This window comes from Pseudomonas sp. TUM22785 (assembly GCF_028198105.1).
Classification (GTDB): Bacteria; Pseudomonadota; Gammaproteobacteria; order Pseudomonadales; family Pseudomonadaceae; genus Metapseudomonas; species Metapseudomonas solani.
This window is the reverse complement of the sequence record NZ_CP116239.1, coordinates 1,372,133-1,391,584: the sequence shown is the minus strand read 5'-3', so window position 1 is coordinate 1,391,584 and position 19,452 is coordinate 1,372,133. Positions and strand designations below refer to the sequence as shown.

Annotated in this window: 18 protein-coding genes; 1 reads left to right on the top strand and 17 read right to left on the bottom strand. The window is 65.2% G+C overall.

Going from position 1 to position 19,452, the window contains the following annotated elements:
- Window positions 1-45 precede the first annotated feature (45 nt).
- Window positions 46-972 (bottom strand): M23 family metallopeptidase, encoded by a 927-nt coding sequence (locus tag PI990_RS06555; protein ID WP_021218765.1) that lies wholly within the window; start codon window positions 970-972, stop codon window positions 46-48.
- A 79-nt stretch (window positions 973-1,051) separates the two neighbouring features.
- Between PI990_RS06555 and PI990_RS06550 the strand changes: the two genes are divergently transcribed.
- Window positions 1,052-1,513, top strand: coding sequence for a DciA family protein (locus PI990_RS06550; protein WP_021218766.1), 462 nt, complete (start codon window positions 1,052-1,054; stop codon window positions 1,511-1,513).
- A gap of 97 nt (window positions 1,514-1,610) precedes the next feature.
- Here the strand turns inward: PI990_RS06550 and lpxC are convergent, their stop codons facing one another.
- The 16 genes from lpxC to mraZ form a co-directional block, all read right to left on the bottom strand.
- Window positions 1,611-2,522, bottom strand: coding sequence for a UDP-3-O-acyl-N-acetylglucosamine deacetylase (lpxC, locus tag PI990_RS06545; RefSeq protein ID WP_021218767.1), 912 nt, complete (start codon window positions 2,520-2,522; stop codon window positions 1,611-1,613).
- Window positions 2,523-2,634: 112 nt separating this feature from the next.
- On the bottom strand, window positions 2,635-3,822 hold the full coding sequence (gene ftsZ / locus PI990_RS06540) for a cell division protein FtsZ (protein WP_021218768.1): 1,188 nt from the start codon (window positions 3,820-3,822) through the stop codon (window positions 2,635-2,637).
- Between the two features lie 47 nt (window positions 3,823-3,869).
- The gene (ftsA, locus tag PI990_RS06535; RefSeq protein WP_021218769.1) at window positions 3,870-5,120 is read right to left on the bottom strand and encodes a cell division protein FtsA; all 1,251 of its coding nucleotides are present in this window, start codon (window positions 5,118-5,120) and stop codon (window positions 3,870-3,872) included.
- 16 nt (window positions 5,121-5,136) lie between these two features.
- On the bottom strand, window positions 5,137-6,000 hold the full coding sequence (locus PI990_RS06530; RefSeq protein ID WP_021218770.1) for a cell division protein FtsQ/DivIB: 864 nt from the start codon (window positions 5,998-6,000) through the stop codon (window positions 5,137-5,139).
- 4 nt (window positions 6,001-6,004) lie between these two features.
- Complete coding sequence (locus tag PI990_RS06525) at window positions 6,005-6,952, bottom strand: D-alanine--D-alanine ligase (RefSeq protein WP_271660130.1); 948 nt, start codon at window positions 6,950-6,952, stop codon at window positions 6,005-6,007.
- A complete protein-coding gene (murC, locus tag PI990_RS06520; RefSeq protein ID WP_021218772.1) occupies window positions 6,949-8,406 on the bottom strand; it encodes a UDP-N-acetylmuramate--L-alanine ligase in 1,458 nt (485 codons plus the stop codon). Before murC ends, PI990_RS06525 begins: the two co-directional genes overlap by 4 nt.
- Complete coding sequence (gene murG / locus PI990_RS06515) at window positions 8,399-9,469, bottom strand: undecaprenyldiphospho-muramoylpentapeptide beta-N-acetylglucosaminyltransferase (RefSeq protein ID WP_021218773.1); 1,071 nt, start codon at window positions 9,467-9,469, stop codon at window positions 8,399-8,401. Before murG ends, murC begins: the two co-directional genes overlap by 8 nt.
- Window positions 9,466-10,674 carry a putative lipid II flippase FtsW gene (gene ftsW / locus PI990_RS06510; RefSeq protein ID WP_021218774.1) on the bottom strand — a complete coding sequence of 403 codons (1,209 nt, stop codon included), beginning with the start codon at window positions 10,672-10,674 and terminating at the stop codon, window positions 9,466-9,468. Before ftsW ends, murG begins: the two co-directional genes overlap by 4 nt.
- The gene (gene murD / locus PI990_RS06505) at window positions 10,674-12,020 is read right to left on the bottom strand and encodes a UDP-N-acetylmuramoyl-L-alanine--D-glutamate ligase (RefSeq protein ID WP_271660129.1); all 1,347 of its coding nucleotides are present in this window, start codon (window positions 12,018-12,020) and stop codon (window positions 10,674-10,676) included. Before murD ends, ftsW begins: the two co-directional genes overlap by 1 nt.
- Before the next feature lie 7 nt (window positions 12,021-12,027).
- Window positions 12,028-13,110 carry a phospho-N-acetylmuramoyl-pentapeptide-transferase gene (mraY, locus tag PI990_RS06500; RefSeq protein WP_021218776.1) on the bottom strand — a complete coding sequence of 361 codons (1,083 nt, stop codon included), beginning with the start codon at window positions 13,108-13,110 and terminating at the stop codon, window positions 12,028-12,030.
- Window positions 13,111-13,112: 2 nt separating this feature from the next.
- Window positions 13,113-14,477, bottom strand: a complete 1,365-nt coding sequence (locus PI990_RS06495; protein ID WP_271660128.1) for a UDP-N-acetylmuramoyl-tripeptide--D-alanyl-D-alanine ligase — start codon at window positions 14,475-14,477, stop codon at window positions 13,113-13,115.
- Window positions 14,470-15,933 carry a UDP-N-acetylmuramoyl-L-alanyl-D-glutamate--2,6-diaminopimelate ligase gene (locus PI990_RS06490; protein ID WP_271660127.1) on the bottom strand — a complete coding sequence of 488 codons (1,464 nt, stop codon included), beginning with the start codon at window positions 15,931-15,933 and terminating at the stop codon, window positions 14,470-14,472. The genes PI990_RS06495 and PI990_RS06490 overlap by 8 nt, the downstream gene beginning before the upstream one ends.
- Entirely contained in the window at window positions 15,933-17,666 is a 1,734-nt protein-coding gene (locus PI990_RS06485) for a peptidoglycan D,D-transpeptidase FtsI family protein (protein WP_021218779.1), read from the bottom strand. Before PI990_RS06485 ends, PI990_RS06490 begins: the two co-directional genes overlap by 1 nt.
- Entirely contained in the window at window positions 17,663-17,956 is a 294-nt protein-coding gene (gene ftsL / locus PI990_RS06480; RefSeq protein ID WP_021218780.1) for a cell division protein FtsL, read from the bottom strand. Before ftsL ends, PI990_RS06485 begins: the two co-directional genes overlap by 4 nt.
- On the bottom strand, window positions 17,953-18,900 hold the full coding sequence (gene rsmH, locus PI990_RS06475; RefSeq protein ID WP_271660126.1) for a 16S rRNA (cytosine(1402)-N(4))-methyltransferase RsmH: 948 nt from the start codon (window positions 18,898-18,900) through the stop codon (window positions 17,953-17,955). The genes ftsL and rsmH overlap by 4 nt, the downstream gene beginning before the upstream one ends.
- Window positions 18,897-19,352: a division/cell wall cluster transcriptional repressor MraZ gene (mraZ, locus tag PI990_RS06470; RefSeq protein WP_031287485.1), complete on the bottom strand. Its 456-nt coding sequence runs from the start codon at window positions 19,350-19,352 to the stop codon at window positions 18,897-18,899. The genes rsmH and mraZ overlap by 4 nt, the downstream gene beginning before the upstream one ends.
- Window positions 19,353-19,452 lie beyond the last annotated feature (100 nt).

Below are 19,452 nucleotides of genomic sequence, written 5' to 3'. Positions count from 1 at the left end.
GCGAAGGGGGCATTCTACCCGGATTCGTTGTAGAGAAAAGTAGCGTTACTCCGCTGCTGCGGAACGAGCTATATAGAGGGCCGGGTTGACCACCTCACCGCCCCGGGTGACCTCGAAATGCACGTGGGCACCGGTGGATCGGCCACTGCTGCCGACTTCGGCGATGGCCTGGCCACGCTGCACCAGATCACCGACCTGCACCAGGTTCTTCTTGTTGTGTGCATAGAGGGTGCGATAGCCATCGGCATGGCTGATCTCGACCATGTTGCCGTAGCCGGTCTTGCGTCCTGACCAGGTGACGACACCTGCACCGACCGCCAATACATCGCTGCCAGCCTTGGCGGCGAAGTCCACGCCCTTGTGCCGGCTCAAACGCCCCGTGAGGGGATCGGTGCGCACGCCAAAAGGCGAGGAGATGTAGCCCTGCAACACCGGGCGCCCGGCCAGGTGCTCAGCCGCACTGATGCGCCGTTCGCCCAGCAGTTGCTCGAGGACTTCCAGCTGCTGCTCGCGGCTTTCGAGGCGTTCGGTGAGGCTGTCCAGCACATCCATGAAGGGAGGAGCCTGGTAGGCGGGCGCGTCGAGGGGGTCTTCCGGGCCACCCTGGCCGACATTGAGGGAGAAGTCGAACTCGCTGGAGTCCAGCTCAGCCAGTTCGGCAACACGCTCGCCCAGCGCATCGAGCCGGGTGAGGCGGGCCTGGAGATCAGCGATATGCGCACCAAAAGCGTCCAGCTGGCGCTGGGCATCGGCCCGCGCCTGGCTCACCTGGCTGCGCTGCTCGTCGAGCGCGAGGGTCATCTGCTGGCTGTCTTCGGCGCTGGGCGCGGCCGGTTTGATCCAGGCGCCCAGGGCGATCCCCGATGCGAGAACCAGCGCCAGCAGCACGCCACCGAGCGCCAGGAGAACGCGCAGGTCGAGGCTCAGCGAACGCGCTGCCCCATGCCTGCGGCTCAGAAGAATGATGTGCATGACTTCCCCAATTGATCGAGCATTACCCGGTGCAGCCTTCTGCTACCATGGCCACTCTGTATTCTTCAGGCGTCCTGCCATGTCTTTTCGTCCCTTGCCGGCCCGGTCCCCCGCCGCACTGCTGCGTGAGGAAAAACCGCTCAAGGCCCTGTTCAACCAGGCCCAGCGCATCGACCATCTACAGCATCTGCTGGAAAGCCAACTGCAACCTGCAGCGCGCGAGCATTGCCGTGTCGCCTCGTGGCGAGAGGGCTGCCTGATGCTGATCATCAGCGACGGCCATTGGGCTACGCGCCTGCGCTACCAGCAACGTCGACTGCAGCGCCAGCTTCAGGCACTCGGAGAGTTCGCGACCTTAACGAAAATCATCTTCAAGGTGCAACCTCCCCAAGGCTCGGCACGTGCACCAGGCCGCACCATCGAACTGTCGGCCTTCGCCGCGGAAAGCATCCAGGCAACCGCCGAAGGCATCGAAGACCCGAAGCTGCGCGCCGCCCTGGAGCGCCTTGCCGAACGCGGCCGCAAAAACCGCGACGACTGATCCTCCGCGACAATCCGCCGCTCTGCCCTCCCCTTTTTCCAGCACAAAAAAGAGGCCACCCAATGGGTGGCCTCCAAAGAAAGGAAAGAGGTATTGCTTACACGGCCGCTACCGGGCGCATGTAGGAGATGGGTGCGGTCTTGGCGTCTTCGAAGGTGACCACTTCCCAGGCATCCTTGTCGGCGATCAGTGCACGCAGCAGGCGATTGTTGAGTGCATGACCGGACTTGTAGCCACGGAACTCGCCGATGAGGCTGTTGCCGAGCAGGTAGAGGTCGCCGATGGCATCGAGGATCTTGTGCTTGACGAATTCGTCCTCGTAACGGAGGCCGTCTTCGTTCAATACGCTGTCCTCGTCAACCACGATGGCGTTCTCGACACTGCCGCCCAGGGCCAGATTGTGCGAGCGAAGGAATTCCAGATCACGCACGAAACCGAAGGTACGGGCGCGGCTGACTTCCTTGACGAAGGTGGTGCTGGAGAAATCGACAGACGCTTTCTGAGTGCGACCGTTGACCACCGGGTGGTCGAAGTCGATCTCGAAAGTGACCTTGAAACCATCGAACGGTACGAAGGTGGCGCGCTTGTCGCCATCCTGCACGCTCACTTCACGTTTGATGCGAATGAAGCGCTTGGCTGCGTCCTGTTCCTCGAGGCCAGCGGACTGGATGAGGAATACGAACGGACCGGCGCTGCCATCCATGATCGGTACTTCGGCTGCGGACAGCTCGACATAGGCGTTGTCGATGCCCAGGCCAGCCATGGCCGAGAGCAGGTGCTCGACCGTGCCGACCTTGACGTCGCCATTGAAAAGGTTGGTGGACATGGTGGTCTCACCGACGTTTTCGGCATAGGCGGCGATCTGGACGACGGGGTCCAGGTCGGTACGGCAGAACACGATGCCGGTATCCACAGGGGCGGGCTTGAGGGTCAGGTAGACCTTTTCCCCGGAATGCAGCCCTACGCCTGTGGCTCGGATGACGTTCTTTAAAGTGCGTTGTTTGATCATGGCAGTGGCCGCTTTCGCGCTAGTTGCGAACAGTTTTCAACAATGGCCGGGGATGATAGCAGAACCGGCCTTTGCTGAACACCAATCACAGACATAGCGTCGATAAACTTCATCAATCGGCCTGACGACGCAGGAAGGCCGGAATGTCCAGGTAATCCAGGTCATCCTGGGGGTTCATCTTGGCGGCGGTTGCGGCGCTGCCATGAGCCTGGTTGCGCATGACGGTCGGACGGTCCAGGTCACGGTAGTTGACCGACGGCTGTTCAGCGCGCTGCTGTGCCGGGGCGGCCACGGCGGCGGTGGACTGAACGGTGTTGTCGACGACCTTGACCGGTTTTTCCAGGCGCGCGCCCAGACCGGTGGCGACCACGGTGACGTGCAGCTCGTCGCGCATGTCCGGATCGATCACGGTGCCCACCTTGACGGTGGCGTGCTCGGAAGCGAACTGCTCGATGATGTTGCCGACATCGGAGTACTCACCCAGGGATAGGTCGGGACCGGCGGTGATGTTGACCAGGATGCCGCGGGCGCCCTGCAGGTTGACGTCATCCAGCAACGGGTTGCGGATGGCTTCCTCGGTGGCTTCACGGGCGCGATTCGGACCGCTGGCGCAGCCGGTACCCATCATCGCCATGCCCATTTCGCTCATCACGGTCTTCACGTCGGCGAAGTCGACGTTGATCATGCCGGGACGCTTGATGATGTCGGAGATACCGCGAACGGCACCGGCCAGCACGTCATCTGCCTTGGAGAACGCGGACAGCAGGCTCGCGTCCTTGCCGAGGATGGTCAGCAGCTTCTCGTTGGGGATGGTGATCAGCGAGTCGACGCTTTCCGACAGCGCGCGGATGCCCTCATCGGCGATCTGCATGCGCTTGCGGCCTTCGAACGGGAACGGACGGGTCACCACCGCAACGGTGAGGATGCCCATGTCCTTGGCCACTTCAGCGATGATCGGCGCCGCACCGGTACCGGTACCGCCACCCATGCCGGTGGTGATGAAGACCATGTCGGTGCCTTGCAGCACTTCGGCGATGCGCTCGCGGTCTTCCAGGGCGGCCTGGCGGCCGATTTCCGGATTGGCACCTGCGCCCAGACCCTTGGTAACGCCTGGGCCGAGTTGCAGGACGGTGCGCGCACCGACGTTCTTCAGAGCCTGGGCATCGGTGTTGGCGCAGATGAACTCGACGCCTTCGATGTTGCTCTTGGCCATGTGATTGACCGCGTTACCGCCGCCACCACCTACGCCGATTACCTTGATCACCGCGGTTTGCGGGACGTTATCTACGAGTTCGAACATTTCCCCTCTCCTTCCTTTTCTAGTTGTATCGCCTACTGCAAAACTCTTTAGAAGTTGCCCTGGACCCAGCGCTTGAGCCGTTCCAGAACAGGTGTCTTGGGTTCGTCACTGAAGCTGCCCAGGCCGCCGGACATCGAAATGCCGTCAGACTGCTTCTGCAGGCCGTACATGAGCAGGCCAACGCCGGTCGAGTAGATCGGGTTGCGCACCACGTCGCTCAGCCCCTTGACGCTATGCGGCACGCCCAGGCGCACCGGCATGTGGAAAATCTCTTCGGCGAGCTCGACCGCGCCCTCCATCTTCGCGGTGCCGCCGGTCAGGACGATGCCCGCCGGGATCAGGTCCTCGTAGCCGCTGCGACGCAGCTCGGCCTGGATCAGGGTGAAGAGCTCGTCGTAACGTGGCTCGACCACTTCGGCCAGTGCCTGGCGCGAGAGTTCCCGCGGCGGGCGGTCACCGACGCTCGGCACCTTGATGGTTTCGCCGGCACCGGCCAGTTTGGCCAGGGCACAGGCGTAGCGGATCTTGATCTCTTCGGCGTACTGGGTGGGCGTACGCAGGGCCATGGCGATGTCGTTGGTCACCTGGTCGCCGGCGATCGGGATCACCGCGGTATGACGGATCGCACCCTCGGTGAAGATGGCGATGTCGGTGGTGCCGCCGCCGATGTCGACCAGGCACACGCCCAGCTCCTTCTCGTCGTCGGTGAGCACCGAGTAGGCCGAGGCCAGCTGCTCGAGGATGATGTCGTCCACCTCCAGGCCGCAGCGGCGCACGCACTTCTCGATGTTCTGCGCCGCGTTCACCGCGCAGGTCACCACATGGACCTTGGCTTCCAGGCGCACGCCGGACATGCCCAGGGGCTCGCGCACCCCTTCCTGGTTATCGATCACGTAGTCCTGGGCCAGGGTGTGCAGCACCCGTTGGTCAGCCGGGATGGCAACGGCCTGAGCGGCGTCGAGCACGCGCTCGATGTCCGCCGGGCTCACCTCGCGATCACGGATCGCCACGATGCCGTGGGAGTTCAGGCTGCGGATGTGATTGCCGGCCACGCCGACGAAGGCCGAGTGGATGCGGCAGCCCGCCATCATCTGCGCCTCTTCCACCGCGCGCTGGATGGACTGCACGGTGGACTCGATGTTCACCACCACGCCCTTCTTCAGGCCGCGGGAAGGATGGGTGCCGATCCCGACGATCTCCAGCTGGCCGTCGGCCGCGATCTCGCCCACCAGCGCCACCACCTTGGAGGTGCCGATATCCAGGCCGACGATCATCTTGCCGCTCTGCACGCTTGCCATGGTTCTAACCTTCTCCTCAATTCGCACGGCTGGCTACGGCCGCCGCGGGTGCCTCTACCGGGGTTCGCCACGCTACCGCCAAGCCGTTGGGGTAACGCAGGTCGACGCGCTCGATGTTGGCGATCTGTTCTTTGAGCGTCTTCTCGTAGATCGAGATGAAGCGACGCATCTTTTCCACCAGATGATCCCTACCCAGGAGGATCTCCACGCCCTGTCCGGTGGACAGGAACCAGCTGCCGCGCTCGCGCAGCTCCAGTCGGGTGATGGAGAACCCGAGCGGGCGCAACATCTGGCTGAGCATCTGGTACTGCTGCATCACCTGTTCCTGGGCGCGCTGGGGCCCCCACAGCTGCGGCAGTTGTTCGTAATGGGCCAGTTCACGCGGGGTGAAGGCCTGGCCCTGGTTGTTCAGCAGTGCCTCGTCGCCCCAGCGGGCGATCGGCAATTGTTCTTCCAGGCGGATCATCACCTGGTCCGGCCATACCCGGCGCACCTCGGCGTGGGCGATCCAGGGCATCTGCTCCAGCTCGCTGCGCATGCCGGCCAGGTCGATGCTGAAGAAGCTCGCCGCGATGTACGGGGCGATGCGCTGCTGCACCGCCTGCTGGCTGATGTAGCTCAGGTCGCCCTGCACGTTGATCTTGGCGATGGGGCGATCCGCATAGGGCAGCAACCGCTGCGCCGCTTCATAGGCACCGAACCCCAGCACCACCAGCACCACCGGCCAGACCAGGCGTTTGAACACGCTGAAGTTCGGCTTGGGCAGGCGGGTGCTGAGCGGCTCCTTGGCCACCATCCGGCTGGCACCACGCGGCACCGGCTTGCGCTGGGGAGCGCGGCCGATGGCGGGTTGCGGATGACGGATCGCGGCGCCACGCATGTGCTTAACCTCGTGCCTCGACGCTGTCGGCCAGGATCGCCAGCACCAGTTGCTGGTAATCCAAGCCCGCAGCGCGAGCGGCCATCGGGACCAGGCTGTGGTCGGTCATGCCTGGAACGGTATTCACTTCCAACAGCCAGAAGCGGCCATCGGCGTCCTGCATCACGTCGGCACGTGCCCAACCCTGGGTGCCCACCGCCTCGCAAGCACGCGCGGTCAGGTCCTTGAGCTCCTGTTCCTTGGTCGCATCCAGCCCACAGGGAATCTGGTACTGGGTATCGCTGGCCAGGTACTTGGCGTCGTAGTCGTAGAAGGTGTGCGGCGTACCCAGGCGAATGGGCGGCAGCACCTGCCCGCGCAGCATCGCGATGGTGTACTCCGGGCCCTGGATCCACTGCTCCACCAGCACCTGGGAGTCGTAACGGCTGGCGCCTTTCCAGGCCTCCACCAGCGCTTCGACGTCCGCCACCTTGGCCATGCCGATGCTCGACCCTTCGTGGGCCGGCTTGACGATCAGCGGGAAGCCCAGGGACTCGGCCGCCGCGCGGCAATCCACCTCGCTGGCCAGCACCGCGTGACGCGGCGTGGACAGGCCGAGGCTCTGCCACACCTGCTTGGTACGCAGCTTGTCCATCGCCAGGGCGGACGCCAGTACACCGCTGCCGGTGTAGGGGATGCCCAGGCACTCCAGCAGGCCCTGCATGCTGCCGTCTTCGCCGCCACGGCCGTGGAGGACGATGAAGGCGCGGTCGATCTTCTCGGCGGCCAGGCGCTGCAGCAGGTCATCGCCAACGTCGATACCGAAGACGTCGACGCCTGCGCCCTGGAGCGCTTCCAGAACCATGCTGCCGGACTTCAGCGACACTTCACGCTCGGCACTGCGACCGCCGTAGAGCACGGCGACACGACCGAACGCCTTGGGATCGAGCGTGGACTTCAGGTTCGCACTCATGACTCTTTCCTCGCGGCGGCATCACCGGCGCCACCGAACATCGGGTTCTGGATCAGTTGCGGGGCCAGGCCACCGATATCGCCGGCGCCCTGGCAAAGCAGGATGTCGCCAGCGCGCAGCAGCGGCTTGACCAGCGGCGCCAGGTCGACGCCGCGCTCGATGTAGATCGGGTCCAACTGGCCGCGCTGGCGGATGCTGTGGCACAGCTGGCGGCTGTCCGCACCGGGGATGGGCTCTTCGCCCGCCGGGTAGACCTCCATCAGCAGCAGCACGTTGGACTCGCCCAGCACCTGCACGAAGTCGTCGTACAGATCACGGGTGCGGCTGTAGCGGTGCGGCTGGTAGACCATCACCAGGCGGCGCTCCGGCCAGCCGCCCCGTACGGCCTTGATCACCGCCGCGACTTCGCGCGGGTGGTGGCCATAGTCGTCGACCAGCATCACGCTGCCGCCTTCGACCTGCAGCTCGCCGTAGACCTGGAAGCGGCGGCCCACGCCCTGGAAGCCCGACAGGCCACGGACGATGGCCTCGTCATCGATGCCTTCATCGGTGGCGATGGCGATAGTCGCCAGCGCGTTCAATACGTTGTGGTTGCCCGGCATGTTCACCGAGACGTCCAGCGGCGCACGGTCCTTGCGCAGCACGGTGAAGAAGGTCTGCATGCCCTGCTGGCGCACGTTGATGGCGCGCAGGTCGGCGTCCTCGGCGAAGCCGTAGGTCACGGTCGGGCGCGCCACCTGCGGGAGGATCTCGCGCACCACCGGGTCGTCCACGCAGAGCACTGCCAGGCCATAGAACGGCAGGTTGTGGAGGAACTCGACGAAGGTCTTCTTCAGCTTGTTGAAGTCGCCGCCATAGGTGCTCATATGGTCGGCGTCGATGTTGGTGACCACGGCGACCATCGGCTGCAGGTGCAGGAAGCTGGCATCGCTTTCATCGGCCTCGGCCACCAGGTAGCGGCTGGTGCCCAGTTGCGCGTTGGTGCCGGCGGCGTTCAGGCGGCCGCCGATGACGAAGGTCGGGTCCAGGCCACCGGCGGCGAATACCGAGGCGATCAGGCTGGTGGTGGTGGTCTTGCCATGGGTACCGGCAACGGCGATGCCGTGGCGGTAGCGCATCAGTTCGGCCAGCATCTCGGCGCGCGGCACCACAGGGATGCGACGCTCCAGGGCGACGGCGACTTCCGGGTTGGCCTTGTTCACTGCACTGGAAACCACCAGCACATCGGCGTTCTCGGCGTTCTCGGCGCGGTGGCCGATGAAGATCTGCGCGCCGAAGCTCTCCAGCCGCGCGGTCACGGCCGACGCCTTGAGGTCGGAGCCGGAGACGTTGTAACCGAGGTTCAGCAACACCTCGGCGATCCCGCACATGCCCACGCCGCCGATGCCGACGAAGTGGATGCGGCGGATACGGCGCATTTCCGGTTGCGGCATGGCTTTCTGGCTCTCAACCATGGGCCACCTCCAGGCAGATATCGACCACGCTGCGGGTGGCATCGGGCTTGGCCAGACTGCGGGCGATAGCGCCCATGGCCTTGAGTCGTTCGGGTTGCATCAGTACCTCGGTCAACCGCGCGGCGAGTGTGGCCGCGTCGGTGGCATGTTGCGGGAGAAGGAAGGCCGCGCCCTCCTTCGCCAGGTAATCGGCATTGCGCGACTGGTGATCGTCGATCGCATGGGGCAGCGGCACCAGGAAGGACGGCAACCCGGCGGCGGCGAGCTCGCTGACGGTCAGCGCGCCGGAGCGGCAGATGACCAGATCGGCCCAGGCATAGGCCCGCGCCATATCCTTGATGAAGGGGGCGACCTCGGCTTCGACACCGGCTTCGCGATAACGCTCCGCGGTGACCCCATCGTGATTCTTGCCGGCCTGGTGGAACACCTGCGGGCGCAGCTCGGCGGGCAGCAAGGCAATGGCTGCCGGCAGCAATTTGTTCAACGGCTCGGCACCCAGGCTGCCGCCCAGCACCAGCAGGCGCGGCGTGCGGCCGGCCAGGGCGTCGCGCGGGGTTTCCAAGAACAGCTCCTCGCGCACCGGGTTGCCGGTGGTGCGGCGCTTGTCGCTGGTGCCGAAGGTGTCGGGGAAGGCTTCGCACACGCGGCTGGCGAAGGGCGCCAGGCTGCGGTTGGCGGTGCCGGCGACGGCGTTCTGCTCGTGGATCACCAGCGGTACGCCGGCCAGGCGCGCGGCCAGGCCGCCGGGGCCGGTCACGTAACCGCCCATGCCCAGTACGCAGACGGGCTTCAGCTCGCTCACCACACGGCGCGCCTGGAACAGCGAGCGCACCAGGGCGAACGGAGCCTTGAGCAGGGATTTCACCCCCTTGCCACGCAGGCCGGTGACCTGGATCAGGTGCAGCGGCAGGCCGGCCTGGGGCACCAGGTCGTTCTCGATGCCGCGCGGGGTGCCCAGCCAGTGCACGCTGTAGCCACGGGACTGGAACTCACGGGCGCAGGCCAGGGCGGGGAACACATGCCCACCGGTGCCGCCGGCCATGATCAATACGTTGCCACTCATGGGCGCACCTCTTCTTCGAGGAAGTCGCTCTCGACGAACTCGATGTCTTCATTGCCCAGATGGGTCCTGCTTTCCCATTCGATCCGCAGCAGCAGCGCGAGGCAGACGCAGCAGATCACCAGGGAGCTGCCGCCGTAGCTGAGGAACGGCAGGGTCAGGCCCTTGGTCGGCAGCAGGCCGACGTTCACGCCGATGTTGATCAGCACCTGGCCGATCCACTGGAAGGCCAGGCCATAGGCCACATAGGCCGAGAAATACTGGCGCGCGCGCTCGGCGCACAGGCCGATGTGCAGCGCGCGCACGCTGACGAACACGAACAGGCCGACCGTCGCCAGTGCGCCGACCATGCCCAGCTCCTCCGCCAACACGGCAAAGACGAAGTCGGTGTGCGCCTCGGGCAGGTAGAACTGCTTCTGGATGCTGTTGCCCAGGCCGACGCCGAACCATTCGCCACGGCCGAAGGCGATCAGCGCCTGGCTCAACTGGTAGCCGGCGCCGTACTGGTCGGCCCAGGGGTCGATGAAGTTGGTCAGACGCTGCATCCGGTAACTCTGGCTGGTCATCACCAGTATCCCGGCCCCCAGTACCGCACCGACCAGCGGTACGAAGCGCACCAGGTTGATGCCGCCGAGGAACAGCATGGCGATGCACGAGCCCACCAGCACGACGGTGGCGCCGAAGTCCGGCTCCGCCAGCAGCAGCACGGCGATGGGTCCGAGCACCAGCATGGGCTTGATGAAACCGGTGAGCTTCTCGCGCACTTCATCCTGGCGACGCACCAGGTAGCCGGCGATGAACATCACGGTGAACAGCTTGGCCAGTTCGGACGGCTGCAGGTTGAACAGGCCGAAGCCGATCCAGCGCTTGGCACCGTTGACCTCGCGACCGATGCCCGGCAGCAGCACCAGGATCAGCAGCACGAAGGCGAGCAGCATCAGGCGCGCGCCATGGCGCTGCCAGAAGCTCATGGGCACCTGCAGGGTAATGATGCAGGCGACCCCGCCGATGGCCAGGTAGATCAGATGGCGGATGGAGTGATAAAGCGGATTGCCGGACAGCGCTGCCGCCACCTCGGACGACGCCGAGGTGATCATCACCAGGCCCAGGCCGAGCAGCGCCAGGCAACCCGCGAGCAGCGGGAAGTCCAGGTCGATGCCACGGCGACTGCGCAGTGGCGACTGCAGGGCGAACAGGCGGGCCAGCATCAGGTAAGACCCTCCGCAGCCTGGGCGAACAGGCGCCCGCGTTCTTCGAAGTTCTTGAACATGTCGAGACTGGCACAGGCGGGCGACAGCAGCACGGCGTCCCCTTCCTGGGCGAGTTCGGCGCAACGGCTCACGGCCTCATCCAGGGTGCGCACCCGTACCAGCGGCAATGCATCGCCCAGGACAGAGGCGATCTGCTCGGCATCACGCCCCAGCAGCACCACGGCACGGCAGAAGCGCGCAACGGGCTCGCGCATGCTGGAGAAGTCGGCGCCCTTGCCATCGCCGCCGGCGATCAGCACCAGCTTGCCATCGATGTCGGCGCCCAGCCCTTCGATCGCCGCCAAAGCGGCGCCGACGTTGGTGGCCTTGGAGTCGTCGTAATACGCCACGCCGTTGCGCTCGCGTACCCACTGGCAGCGATGGGCCAGGCCGGTGAAGGTCTTCAGGGTTTCCAGCATCGGCTCCATGGGCAGCCCCACGGCATGGCCGAGGGCCAGGGCCGCCAGGGCATTGGCCTGGTTGTGGGCGCCACGGATTTTCAGCTCGCGCACGGGCAGCAGCTTGTCGAACTGGAAGGCCAGGTATTTCTCGCCGCCCTCCTCGACCATGCCGAAGCCCTTGAAATCGGGTTTGTTCAGGCCGAAGGTCCAGCACGGCAACTGATCGGCCACCAGCGGCCGGGACAACGCATCGCCACGATTGACCACCACCTGCCGGGCGCCGCGGAAGATGCGGTGCTTGGCCAGGTGATAGGCCTGCATGTCGGGGTAGCGGTCCATATGGTCTTCGCTGACATTGAGCACCGTGGCCACCTCGGCATTGAGCCGGTCGGTGGTTTCCAGCTGGAAGCTGGACAGCTCCATGACATAGAGGTCGATGTCGTCGGCCAGCAGGTCCAGCGCCGGGGTGCCCAGGTTGCCGCCGACGGCGACCTTGCGTCCGGCCGCCAGCGCCATCTCGCCCACCAGAGTGGTGACGGTGCTCTTGGCATTGGAACCGCTGATGGCGACGATCGGCGCCTTGGCGTAGCGGGCGAACAGTTCGATATCACCAGACAGCTTGACGCCGCGCTTGGCCGCTTCCTGCAGCGCCGGGGTGGCCAGGGCCAGGCCCGGGCTCACGTAGAGCTCGCTGGCACGGCTGAGGAAGTCCACGTCCAGTTCGCCGCAACGCACTTCCACGCCCGGGTACTGGGCACGCAGGGTGGCCAGTTCGGGCGGATTCTCGCGCGTGTCGGCCACGGCGAAACGCACGCCCTGGCGCGCCAGGAAGCGCACCAGGGACATGCCGCTCTTGCCGAGGCCGACAACGATGCGGAACTGGTCGGAAGCGATCAGGCTCATGGTCTCCTCAACGCAGCTTCAGGGTGGCGAGGCCGATCAGCACGAGGATCACGGTAATGATCCAGAAGCGCACGATCACGCGGGGCTCGGGCCAGCCTTTCAGTTCGAAGTGGTGGTGGATAGGGGCCATGCGGAATACACGACGGCCGGTCAGCTTGAACGAGGCGACCTGGATCATCACGGACAGGGTCTCCATGACGAACACGCCGCCCATGATGAACAGCACCACTTCCTGGCGCACGATCACGGCGATGGTGCCCAGGGCGGCGCCCAGCGCCAGGGCGCCGACGTCACCCATGAAGACCTGGGCCGGATAGGTGTTGAACCAGAGGAAGCCGAGGCCGGCACCGACCAGGGCGGCGCAGAACACGATCAGCTCGCCCGCACCCGGCACGTAGGGGATGAACAGGTATTCGGCGAATTTGATGTTGCCCGACAGGTAGCAGAAGATCCCCAGCGCGCCGCCGACCATCACGGTCGGCATGATCGCCAGGCCGTCCAGGCCGTCGGTCAGGTTCACCGCGTTGCTCGAGCCGACGATCACGAAGTAGGTCAGCACGATGAAGCCCGCACCCAGCGGGATGCCCACGTCCTTGATCAGCGGCAGGATCAGGGTGGTCTCCACCGGACTGGTGGCGGTCATATAAAGGAAGACCGCCGCGCCGATACCGAACACCGACTGCCAGAAGTATTTCCAGCGGCTCGGCAGGCCACGGGAGTTCTTCTCGATCACCTTGCGGTAGTCATCCACCCAGCCGATGGCGCCGAACAGCAGGGTCACACCGAGGACCACCCAGACGTAGCGGTTGGACAGGTCGGCCCAGAGCAGCGTGCTGATACCGATGGCGGTGAGGATCAACGCACCGCCCATGGTCGGGGTACCGGACTTGGAAAGGTGCGATTGCGGCCCGTCGTTGCGCACGGACTGGCCGATCTGGCGCACCTGCAGGGTGCGGATCATCCAGGGCCCGAGGCACAGCGACAGCGACAGCGCCGTGAGGACGCCGAGAATCCCGCGCAGGGTCAGGTACTGGAACACCCCGAACCCCTTGTAGAACTGTTGCAGGTACTCAGCGAGCAGCAGCAGCATGATTAGTGAGCCTCCCCCGTTCCGCAGATGGCCGCGACGATCTTCTCCATCGCCGCGCTGCGAGAACCTTTGATCAGAATTGTTGTGTTGGCGTCCTGCTCGTCGACCAGGGCCTGGATAAGGCTGGACTGATCAGCGAAATGGCGCCCATCGTCGCCGAACGCGGCGACGGCATGCGCCATCTGAGGACCGACTGCATAGAGCGCGCTGACCTTGCCCCGCGCGTGGAGACCCACGTCGCGATGACCCTGTTCGGCCCATTCCCCCAGCTCGCCCATGTCCCCGAGCACCAGAACGGTACGCCCAGGAAAACCGGCGAGTATATCAACGGCCGCGATCATCGAAGCCGGGTTGGCGTTGTAGCTGTCATCGATCACGCGCATACCGCTGGGCGCCAACTGCGCTACGGTGCGGCCCTTGACCGGTTGCAGGTTCTGCAGCCCCTCGCGGATACCGACCAGCGGTACGCCCAGGGCATGGGCAGCAGCGGCGGCGGCCAAGGCATTGGCGACGTTGTGCAGGCCCAGCAGGTTGAGCTGGATGTTCGCTTCGCCAGCCACGCCCTTGAGCGTGAAGGCCATGCAGCCGCGGGCATCGCGGACGATGGATTCGGCACGCAGGTCGGCATCCTCGGCCTTGAGGCCAAAGCTCAGCACCTGGCGAGCGCCATTGCGCTGGCGCCAGGTTTCGAAGGCCTTGTCATCGCGGTTGAGCACGGCAACGCCATTGGCAGCCAGCCCTTCGAGGATCTCGCCCTTGGCCAGGACGATTTTCTCCGGGCCGCCGAACTCGCCGACATGGGCGGTACCGGCGTTGTTGATGATGGCCACCTGGGGCCGGGTCAGGCCGACGGTGTAGGCGATCTCGCCGACTCGCGAGGCACCCAGCTCGATCACGGCACTGCGGTGTTCCGGCGCCAGTTCGAGCAGGGTGAGCGGAGCGCCCAGGTCGTTGTTCAGGTTGCCACGGGTCGCCAGGACCGGGCCTTGGGTGCGCAGGATGCTGGCGAGCATTTCCTTGACCGTGGTCTTGCCACTGGAGCCGGTCACCGCCGCCACCTTGCCGGTGAACGCGTCACGATTGAGCGCACCGAGCTGGCCGAGCGCCAAGCGGGTATCACCGACCAGCAGCTGCGGCAGGGGCGCGCCCGGAATCTCTCGCTGAACGAGCGCCGCGACAGCACCCTTGCTGGCCACGTCCGCCAGGTAGTCGTGCCCATCGAAATTCGGACCGACCAGCGCGATGAACAGCTGGCCGGGCTCGACGCGCCGGCTGTCGGTGGTCACTGCCGAGAATGCAGCATCAGCACCGATCAGCCGGGCGTGCAACGGCATCTGCAGAGCGGAGAGGCGCATCGGCTCAAGCATGGCTCACCCCCCAGGCGCCCAGGGCGGCCTCGGCTTCCTGCAGATCGGAGAACGGCAGGCGTTCGCCGTTGATTTCCTGGTAATCCTCATGGCCTTTGCCCGCCAGCAGCACGACGTCGTCGCGCCCCGCATTGGCGATCAAACGGGCAATGGCGGCACCGCGTCCATGCACGAACTCCGCCTTGGCGGCGTCAGCGAAACCAGGGCGGATATCGTCGAAGATCTGCGCAGGGTCTTCGCTGCGCGGGTTGTCGTCGGTGACCAGCACATGGTCAGCCAGGCGCTCGGCCAGGCCCGCCATCAGCGGGCGCTTGCCACGATCGCGATCACCACCGCAGCCGAACAGGCACAGCAGGCGGCCACGGGCATGGGGGCGCAAGGCTTCGAGGACTTTTTCCAGCGCATCGGGCGTGTGTGCGTAATCCACCACCACCAGCGGCTTGTCGCCGCCACCCAGGCGCTGCATGCGGCCGACGGGCCCTTGCAGGCCAGGCAGCGCACGGAGGATTTCATCCAGCGGGTAGCCCATGCCCAACAGGGCACCGACAACCGCCAGCAGGTTGCTCAGGTTGAAGCGGCCCAGCAACGGACTGCGCAGCAAGCCTTCGCCCTGGGGCGTCACAAGGCTGGCACGCACACCATCATCATCGAAGTGGGCTTCACGGCAATAGATGAAGGCCGACGCATCTTCCTGGCTGTAGCCGATGAGACGCGACTCATGCTCGTGCGACGCCAGTTCGCGGCCGAACGCATCGTCGAGGTTGATCACCCGGCAGCGCAGTTGCGGCCAGTCGAACAACCGGGCCTTGGCGGCGCCATAGGCTTCCATCGAGCCGTGGTAGTCGAGATGGTCACGGGACAGGTTGGTGAACACGGCGATATCGAAGGCGAGCGCGGCGACACGGCCCTGCTCCAGCCCATGGGACGATACTTCCATTGCCACCGCGCGGGCACCGGCCTGCTTGAGGTTGGCCAGGGTCGCCTGCACCGCCAGGGGATCGGGTGTGGTGTGGCGGCCGCTTTCCAGTTCGCCATGGAAGCCGGTACCCAGGGTGCCGACGATGCCGCAGCGCTCGCCGAGCAGGTCGAGGGCCTGGGCGATCAGCTGGCTGACGCTGGTCTTACCGTTGGTACCGGTAACACCGACCAGGTTCAGACCACGGCTGGGCTCGCCATAGAAGCGCCCGGCAATGGCCGAGAGCTGGCCGGCCAGGCCTTTGATGGAAACCAGCTCGGCGCCGCTGGCGTCGATGGCTGCCGTCCCTTCAGACTCATAGGCGACAGCAGTGGCACCACGCGCGATGGCGTCGGCGATGTGGGCACGGCCGTCTTGCTGAATACCCGGTACCGCCAGGAACAGATCGCCCGGACGCACCTTGCGGCTGTCCAGGGTCAGTTCACGGATGAGGGTGGCGCTTTCGGCCTGGGGCAACAATTGATTCAGTGGCATGGGCATCAGATACGCCCTCCTTTGCCGGTAGCCGCTGCTGCGGTCTGTTGTTCCTCGGTGGGCAGGTTGTCCGGGGCGATGTTCATCAGACGCAATGCGCCCGCCATGACCCTGCCGAATACGGGTGCAGATACCAGGCCACCGAAGTAGCCGGCCTTGCTGGGCTCGTCGATCACCACCACCATCGCCAGACGCGGGTTGGTGGACGGAGCGAAGCCCGCGAACAGCGAGCGATAGGCGTTCTGGGTATAGCCCTTGGCGCCGACCGTAGCCTTGCGCGCCGTGCCGCTCTTGCCTGAAACGTGGTAGCCGGGCACCTGGGCCCGGAATACGCCGCGCGGCGCCTCGACCACTTGCTGGAGCATGCCCTGCATGGTCTTGGCGACCTCGTCGGGAATGACCTGGGCGCCGACCGGGACGGTATCGACCCGGGTCATGGACAGCGGAACCGCCTGCCCATGATTGGCCAGGGTGGCGTAGGCATGGACCATCTGGATCGCCGTGACCGACAGGCCATAGCCATAGGACAGGGTCGCGGTCTCGGCCTTGCGCCACTCGCGGTGGTTGGGCAGGTTGCCGACGCGCTCGCCGGGGAAGCCGAGACCTGTGTCCTGCCCGAGGCCAAGCTGGCGCATGGTCTCGTAGATGGTCTCGCCACCGATGTCGAAGGCGATCTTGCTCATGCCGACGTTGCTGGAGTTGATCAGGATGCCCGTCAGATCGAGGATCGGGCCCTCGGTCTTGGAAACGTCCTTGATGGTGTAGCGACCGATCTGCAACGAGCCGGGGTAGACCTCGACCTTGTCTTCCGGTTTCCAGCGACCGCTCTGCAATGCTGCGGACATGGAGAACGGCTTCACGGTGGAGCCGGGCTCGAACACGTCGATCATGGCGCGGTTGCGCATGGCAGCCGGCTGCAGGTTGCGGCGGTTGTTCGGGTTGTAGGTGGGCTGGTTGGCCATCGCCAGCACTTCACCGGTCTTGACGTCGACGATCACCAGGCTGCCCGCCTTGGCGCCGTTTTCCACCAGGGCGTTACGCAGCTCGCGGTGGGCGAGGTACTGCAGGCGCAGGTCGATGGACAGGGCCAGGGTCTTGCCCGGCTTGGCGTTCTTGCTGACCTGCACGTCCTTGATCAGCCGGCCACGACGGTCCTTGAGCACCTGGCGCTTGCCGGGCACACCCGCCAGCCACTGGTCGAAGGACAGCTCGACGCCCTCACGGCCACGGTCATCCACGTCGGTGAAGCCAACCACATGGGCAGTCACTTCGCCGGCCGGGTAGAAGCGGCGGAACTCTTCGATGGCGTACACACCCGGCAGCTTGCGGGCGAGGATGGCTTGCCCCTGCTCCGGAGTCAGGCCGCGAGCGAGGTAAAGGAATTCACGATTGGCGTTCTGATCGATGCGCTCGGCGAAGATCTTCGGATCCTGCCCCAGGGTCGCGGCGATCACCGGCCACTGGTCGCGCACGGGCATCAGGTCCTTGGGGTTGGTCCAGAGAGTGGTGACCGGGGTACTGACGGCCAGGGGCTCGCCGTTGCGATCGGTGATCAGGCCACGGTGCGCAGGAATCGGGATGTGCCGCACGCTGCGCGCGTCACCCTGCCCCTTGAGGAAGTCGCGGTCGATGACATGCAGGTCGACGATGCGCCAGGAAATGGCCGCCACCATCAACGCGAGCAATGCCAGGACGACCCGGAAGCGCCAGGGATAGAGCGCCCCCTCGAGTTTGATCATGGCGCCACCATGCGGATTTCCGCAGGCTCGGGGATGCGCATCTTCAACTGCTCGCTGGCCAGCGATTCGATGCGGTTGTGCGCCGTCCAGGTGCTCTGCTCGAGCACCAGGCGCCCCCACTCGGCCTGCGCCTTGTCGCGCACGCTGAGCTCGGTATAAAGCTTGTTCAGCAACTGCCTGTTCCAATGCGCGCTGTAAGACACGCCAATCGCGGAAACCAGCACCGCGATGAACAGCAGCAGCATCAGGAAGCTGCCGCCGGGCAGAGGCTTGGCATAGAGGCGGCTCATCTGAGCTTCTCCGCCACACGCATGACCGCGCTGCGCGAGCGCGGGTTGGCCTTGAGTTCTTCGTCAGAAGCGAATTGCGGCTTGCCCAGCAACTTCAAGCGCGGGTCGAAGGCCGGCGGACGGATCGGCAGGTTGCGCGGCAGCTTGTCCGCTTCGCCCTTGGCATGCTTGCGCATGAACAGCTTGACGATGCGGTCTTCCAGGGAATGGAAGCTGATCACGACCAGGCGACCACCAATGGCGAGGTTCTCCAGGGCGGCGTCAAGGCCGCGCTCCAGATCGCCCAGCTCGTTGTTCACATGGATGCGGATGCCCTGGAAAGCACGGGTAGCCGGGTTCTTGCCCTTCTCCCAGGCGGGGTTGGCGGCGGTCAGGACCGCAGCCAGATCAGAGGTGCGCTCGAAGGGCTTCTCGACACGACGCTGCACGACGGCGCGTGCCATGCGCTTGGCAAAACGCTCTTCGCCATACTCCTTGAGTACACGGGCGATCTCATCCTCGGGCGCGCTGGCGATCCACTGCGCCGCACTGACACCGCGCGTGGGGTCCATGCGCATGTCGAGGGGGCCGTCGTTGAGGAAGCTGAAACCGCGCTCGGCATCATCCAGCTGCGGGGAGGACACCCCGAGGTCGAGCAGCACGCCGTCCACCTTGCCCGCCAGGCTGCGCTCGGCCAGCTCGCCAGCCATCTCGGCAAAACTGCGCTGCACAATGACAAAGCGGCCGTCTTCGGCCGCCAGCGCTTGCCCTGTAGCTATGGCTTGGGGGTCTTTATCGAAACCGAGTAGCCGCCCCTCCTCGCCAAGATGCTGGAGGATGAGCCGGCTGTGCCCTCCGCGACCGAAGGTGCCGTCCAGGTAACAGCCGTCCGCACGCACGGCGAGACTCTCTACGGCCTCGTCGAGCAGGACGGTGATGTGGCGGAAGCTGCTTTCGGTACTCACAGGATAAGGTCACGCAGTTCGTCCGGCAGGCCGCCGGGTTGTTTGATTGCCATGAGGTCCGCGTCGGAAATCGCGTTCCAGGCGTCTTCGTCCCATATCTGGAACTTGTTCAACTGGCCGACCAGCATTGCCTTCTTGTCCAGGCCCGCGTACTCGCGCAAGCGCGGCGGGACGAGGAAACGACCGTTACCGTCCAACTCGAGGTCGACGGCGTTACCGATCAAGAGGCGTTGCAACCGGCGGGTTTCTTCACGCAGGGACGGCAGCTCACGAAGCTTGGCTTCGATGAGCTCCCACTCGGGCAGCGGATAAAGGGTCAAGCAGCGGTCCACGGCGTCGATCGTGACGATCAACTGCCCATCACAACGCGAAAAAAGCTCATCCCGATACCGGCTCGGCATCGCGATGCGCCCTTTGGCGTCGAGACTGATGGCATTTGCTCCGCGAAACACGGCTGCGTTTCCCCTTTTTTAGGCTTCCCGTACCAATTGATCCCACTTCGTCCCACTTTGCACCACTTCCGCACACTATAGAAATGCGCGCGCCCCACCG

Excerpts from the sequence above, each read along its gene's own strand:
- ftsL (WP_021218780.1), bottom strand. The coding sequence starts at position 17,956 with ATGAGCCGCCTCTATGCCAAGCCTCTGCCCGGCGGCAGCTTCCTGATG.
- PI990_RS06490 (WP_271660127.1), bottom strand. The coding sequence starts at position 15,933 with ATGCCCATGCCACTGAATCAATTGTTGCCCCAGGCCGAAAGCGCCACC.
- ftsZ (WP_021218768.1), bottom strand. The coding sequence starts at position 3,822 with ATGTTCGAACTCGTAGATAACGTCCCGCAAACCGCGGTGATCAAGGTA.
- murG (WP_021218773.1), bottom strand. The coding sequence starts at position 9,469 with ATGAGTGGCAACGTATTGATCATGGCCGGCGGCACCGGTGGGCATGTG.
- ftsA (WP_021218769.1), bottom strand. The coding sequence starts at position 5,120 with ATGGCAAGCGTGCAGAGCGGCAAGATGATCGTCGGCCTGGATATCGGC.
- PI990_RS06485 (WP_021218779.1), bottom strand. The coding sequence starts at position 17,666 with ATGATCAAACTCGAGGGGGCGCTCTATCCCTGGCGCTTCCGGGTCGTC.
- ftsW (WP_021218774.1), bottom strand. The coding sequence starts at position 10,674 with ATGCTGGCCCGCCTGTTCGCCCTGCAGTCGCCACTGCGCAGTCGCCGT.
- mraY (WP_021218776.1), bottom strand. The coding sequence starts at position 13,110 with ATGCTGCTGCTGCTCGCTGAGTACCTGCAACAGTTCTACAAGGGGTTC.
- PI990_RS06525 (WP_271660130.1), bottom strand. The coding sequence starts at position 6,952 with ATGAGTGCGAACCTGAAGTCCACGCTCGATCCCAAGGCGTTCGGTCGT.
- PI990_RS06555 (WP_021218765.1), bottom strand. The coding sequence starts at position 972 with ATGCACATCATTCTTCTGAGCCGCAGGCATGGGGCAGCGCGTTCGCTG.
- murC (WP_021218772.1), bottom strand. The coding sequence starts at position 8,406 with ATGGTTGAGAGCCAGAAAGCCATGCCGCAACCGGAAATGCGCCGTATC.
- PI990_RS06495 (WP_271660128.1), bottom strand. The coding sequence starts at position 14,477 with ATGCTTGAGCCGATGCGCCTCTCCGCTCTGCAGATGCCGTTGCACGCC.
- murD (WP_271660129.1), bottom strand. The coding sequence starts at position 12,020 with ATGAGCCTGATCGCTTCCGACCAGTTCCGCATCGTTGTCGGCCTCGGC.
- PI990_RS06530 (WP_021218770.1), bottom strand. The coding sequence starts at position 6,000 with ATGCGTGGCGCCGCGATCCGTCATCCGCAACCCGCCATCGGCCGCGCT.
- PI990_RS06550 (WP_021218766.1), top strand. The coding sequence starts at position 1,052 with ATGTCTTTTCGTCCCTTGCCGGCCCGGTCCCCCGCCGCACTGCTGCGT.
- lpxC (WP_021218767.1), bottom strand. The coding sequence starts at position 2,522 with ATGATCAAACAACGCACTTTAAAGAACGTCATCCGAGCCACAGGCGTA.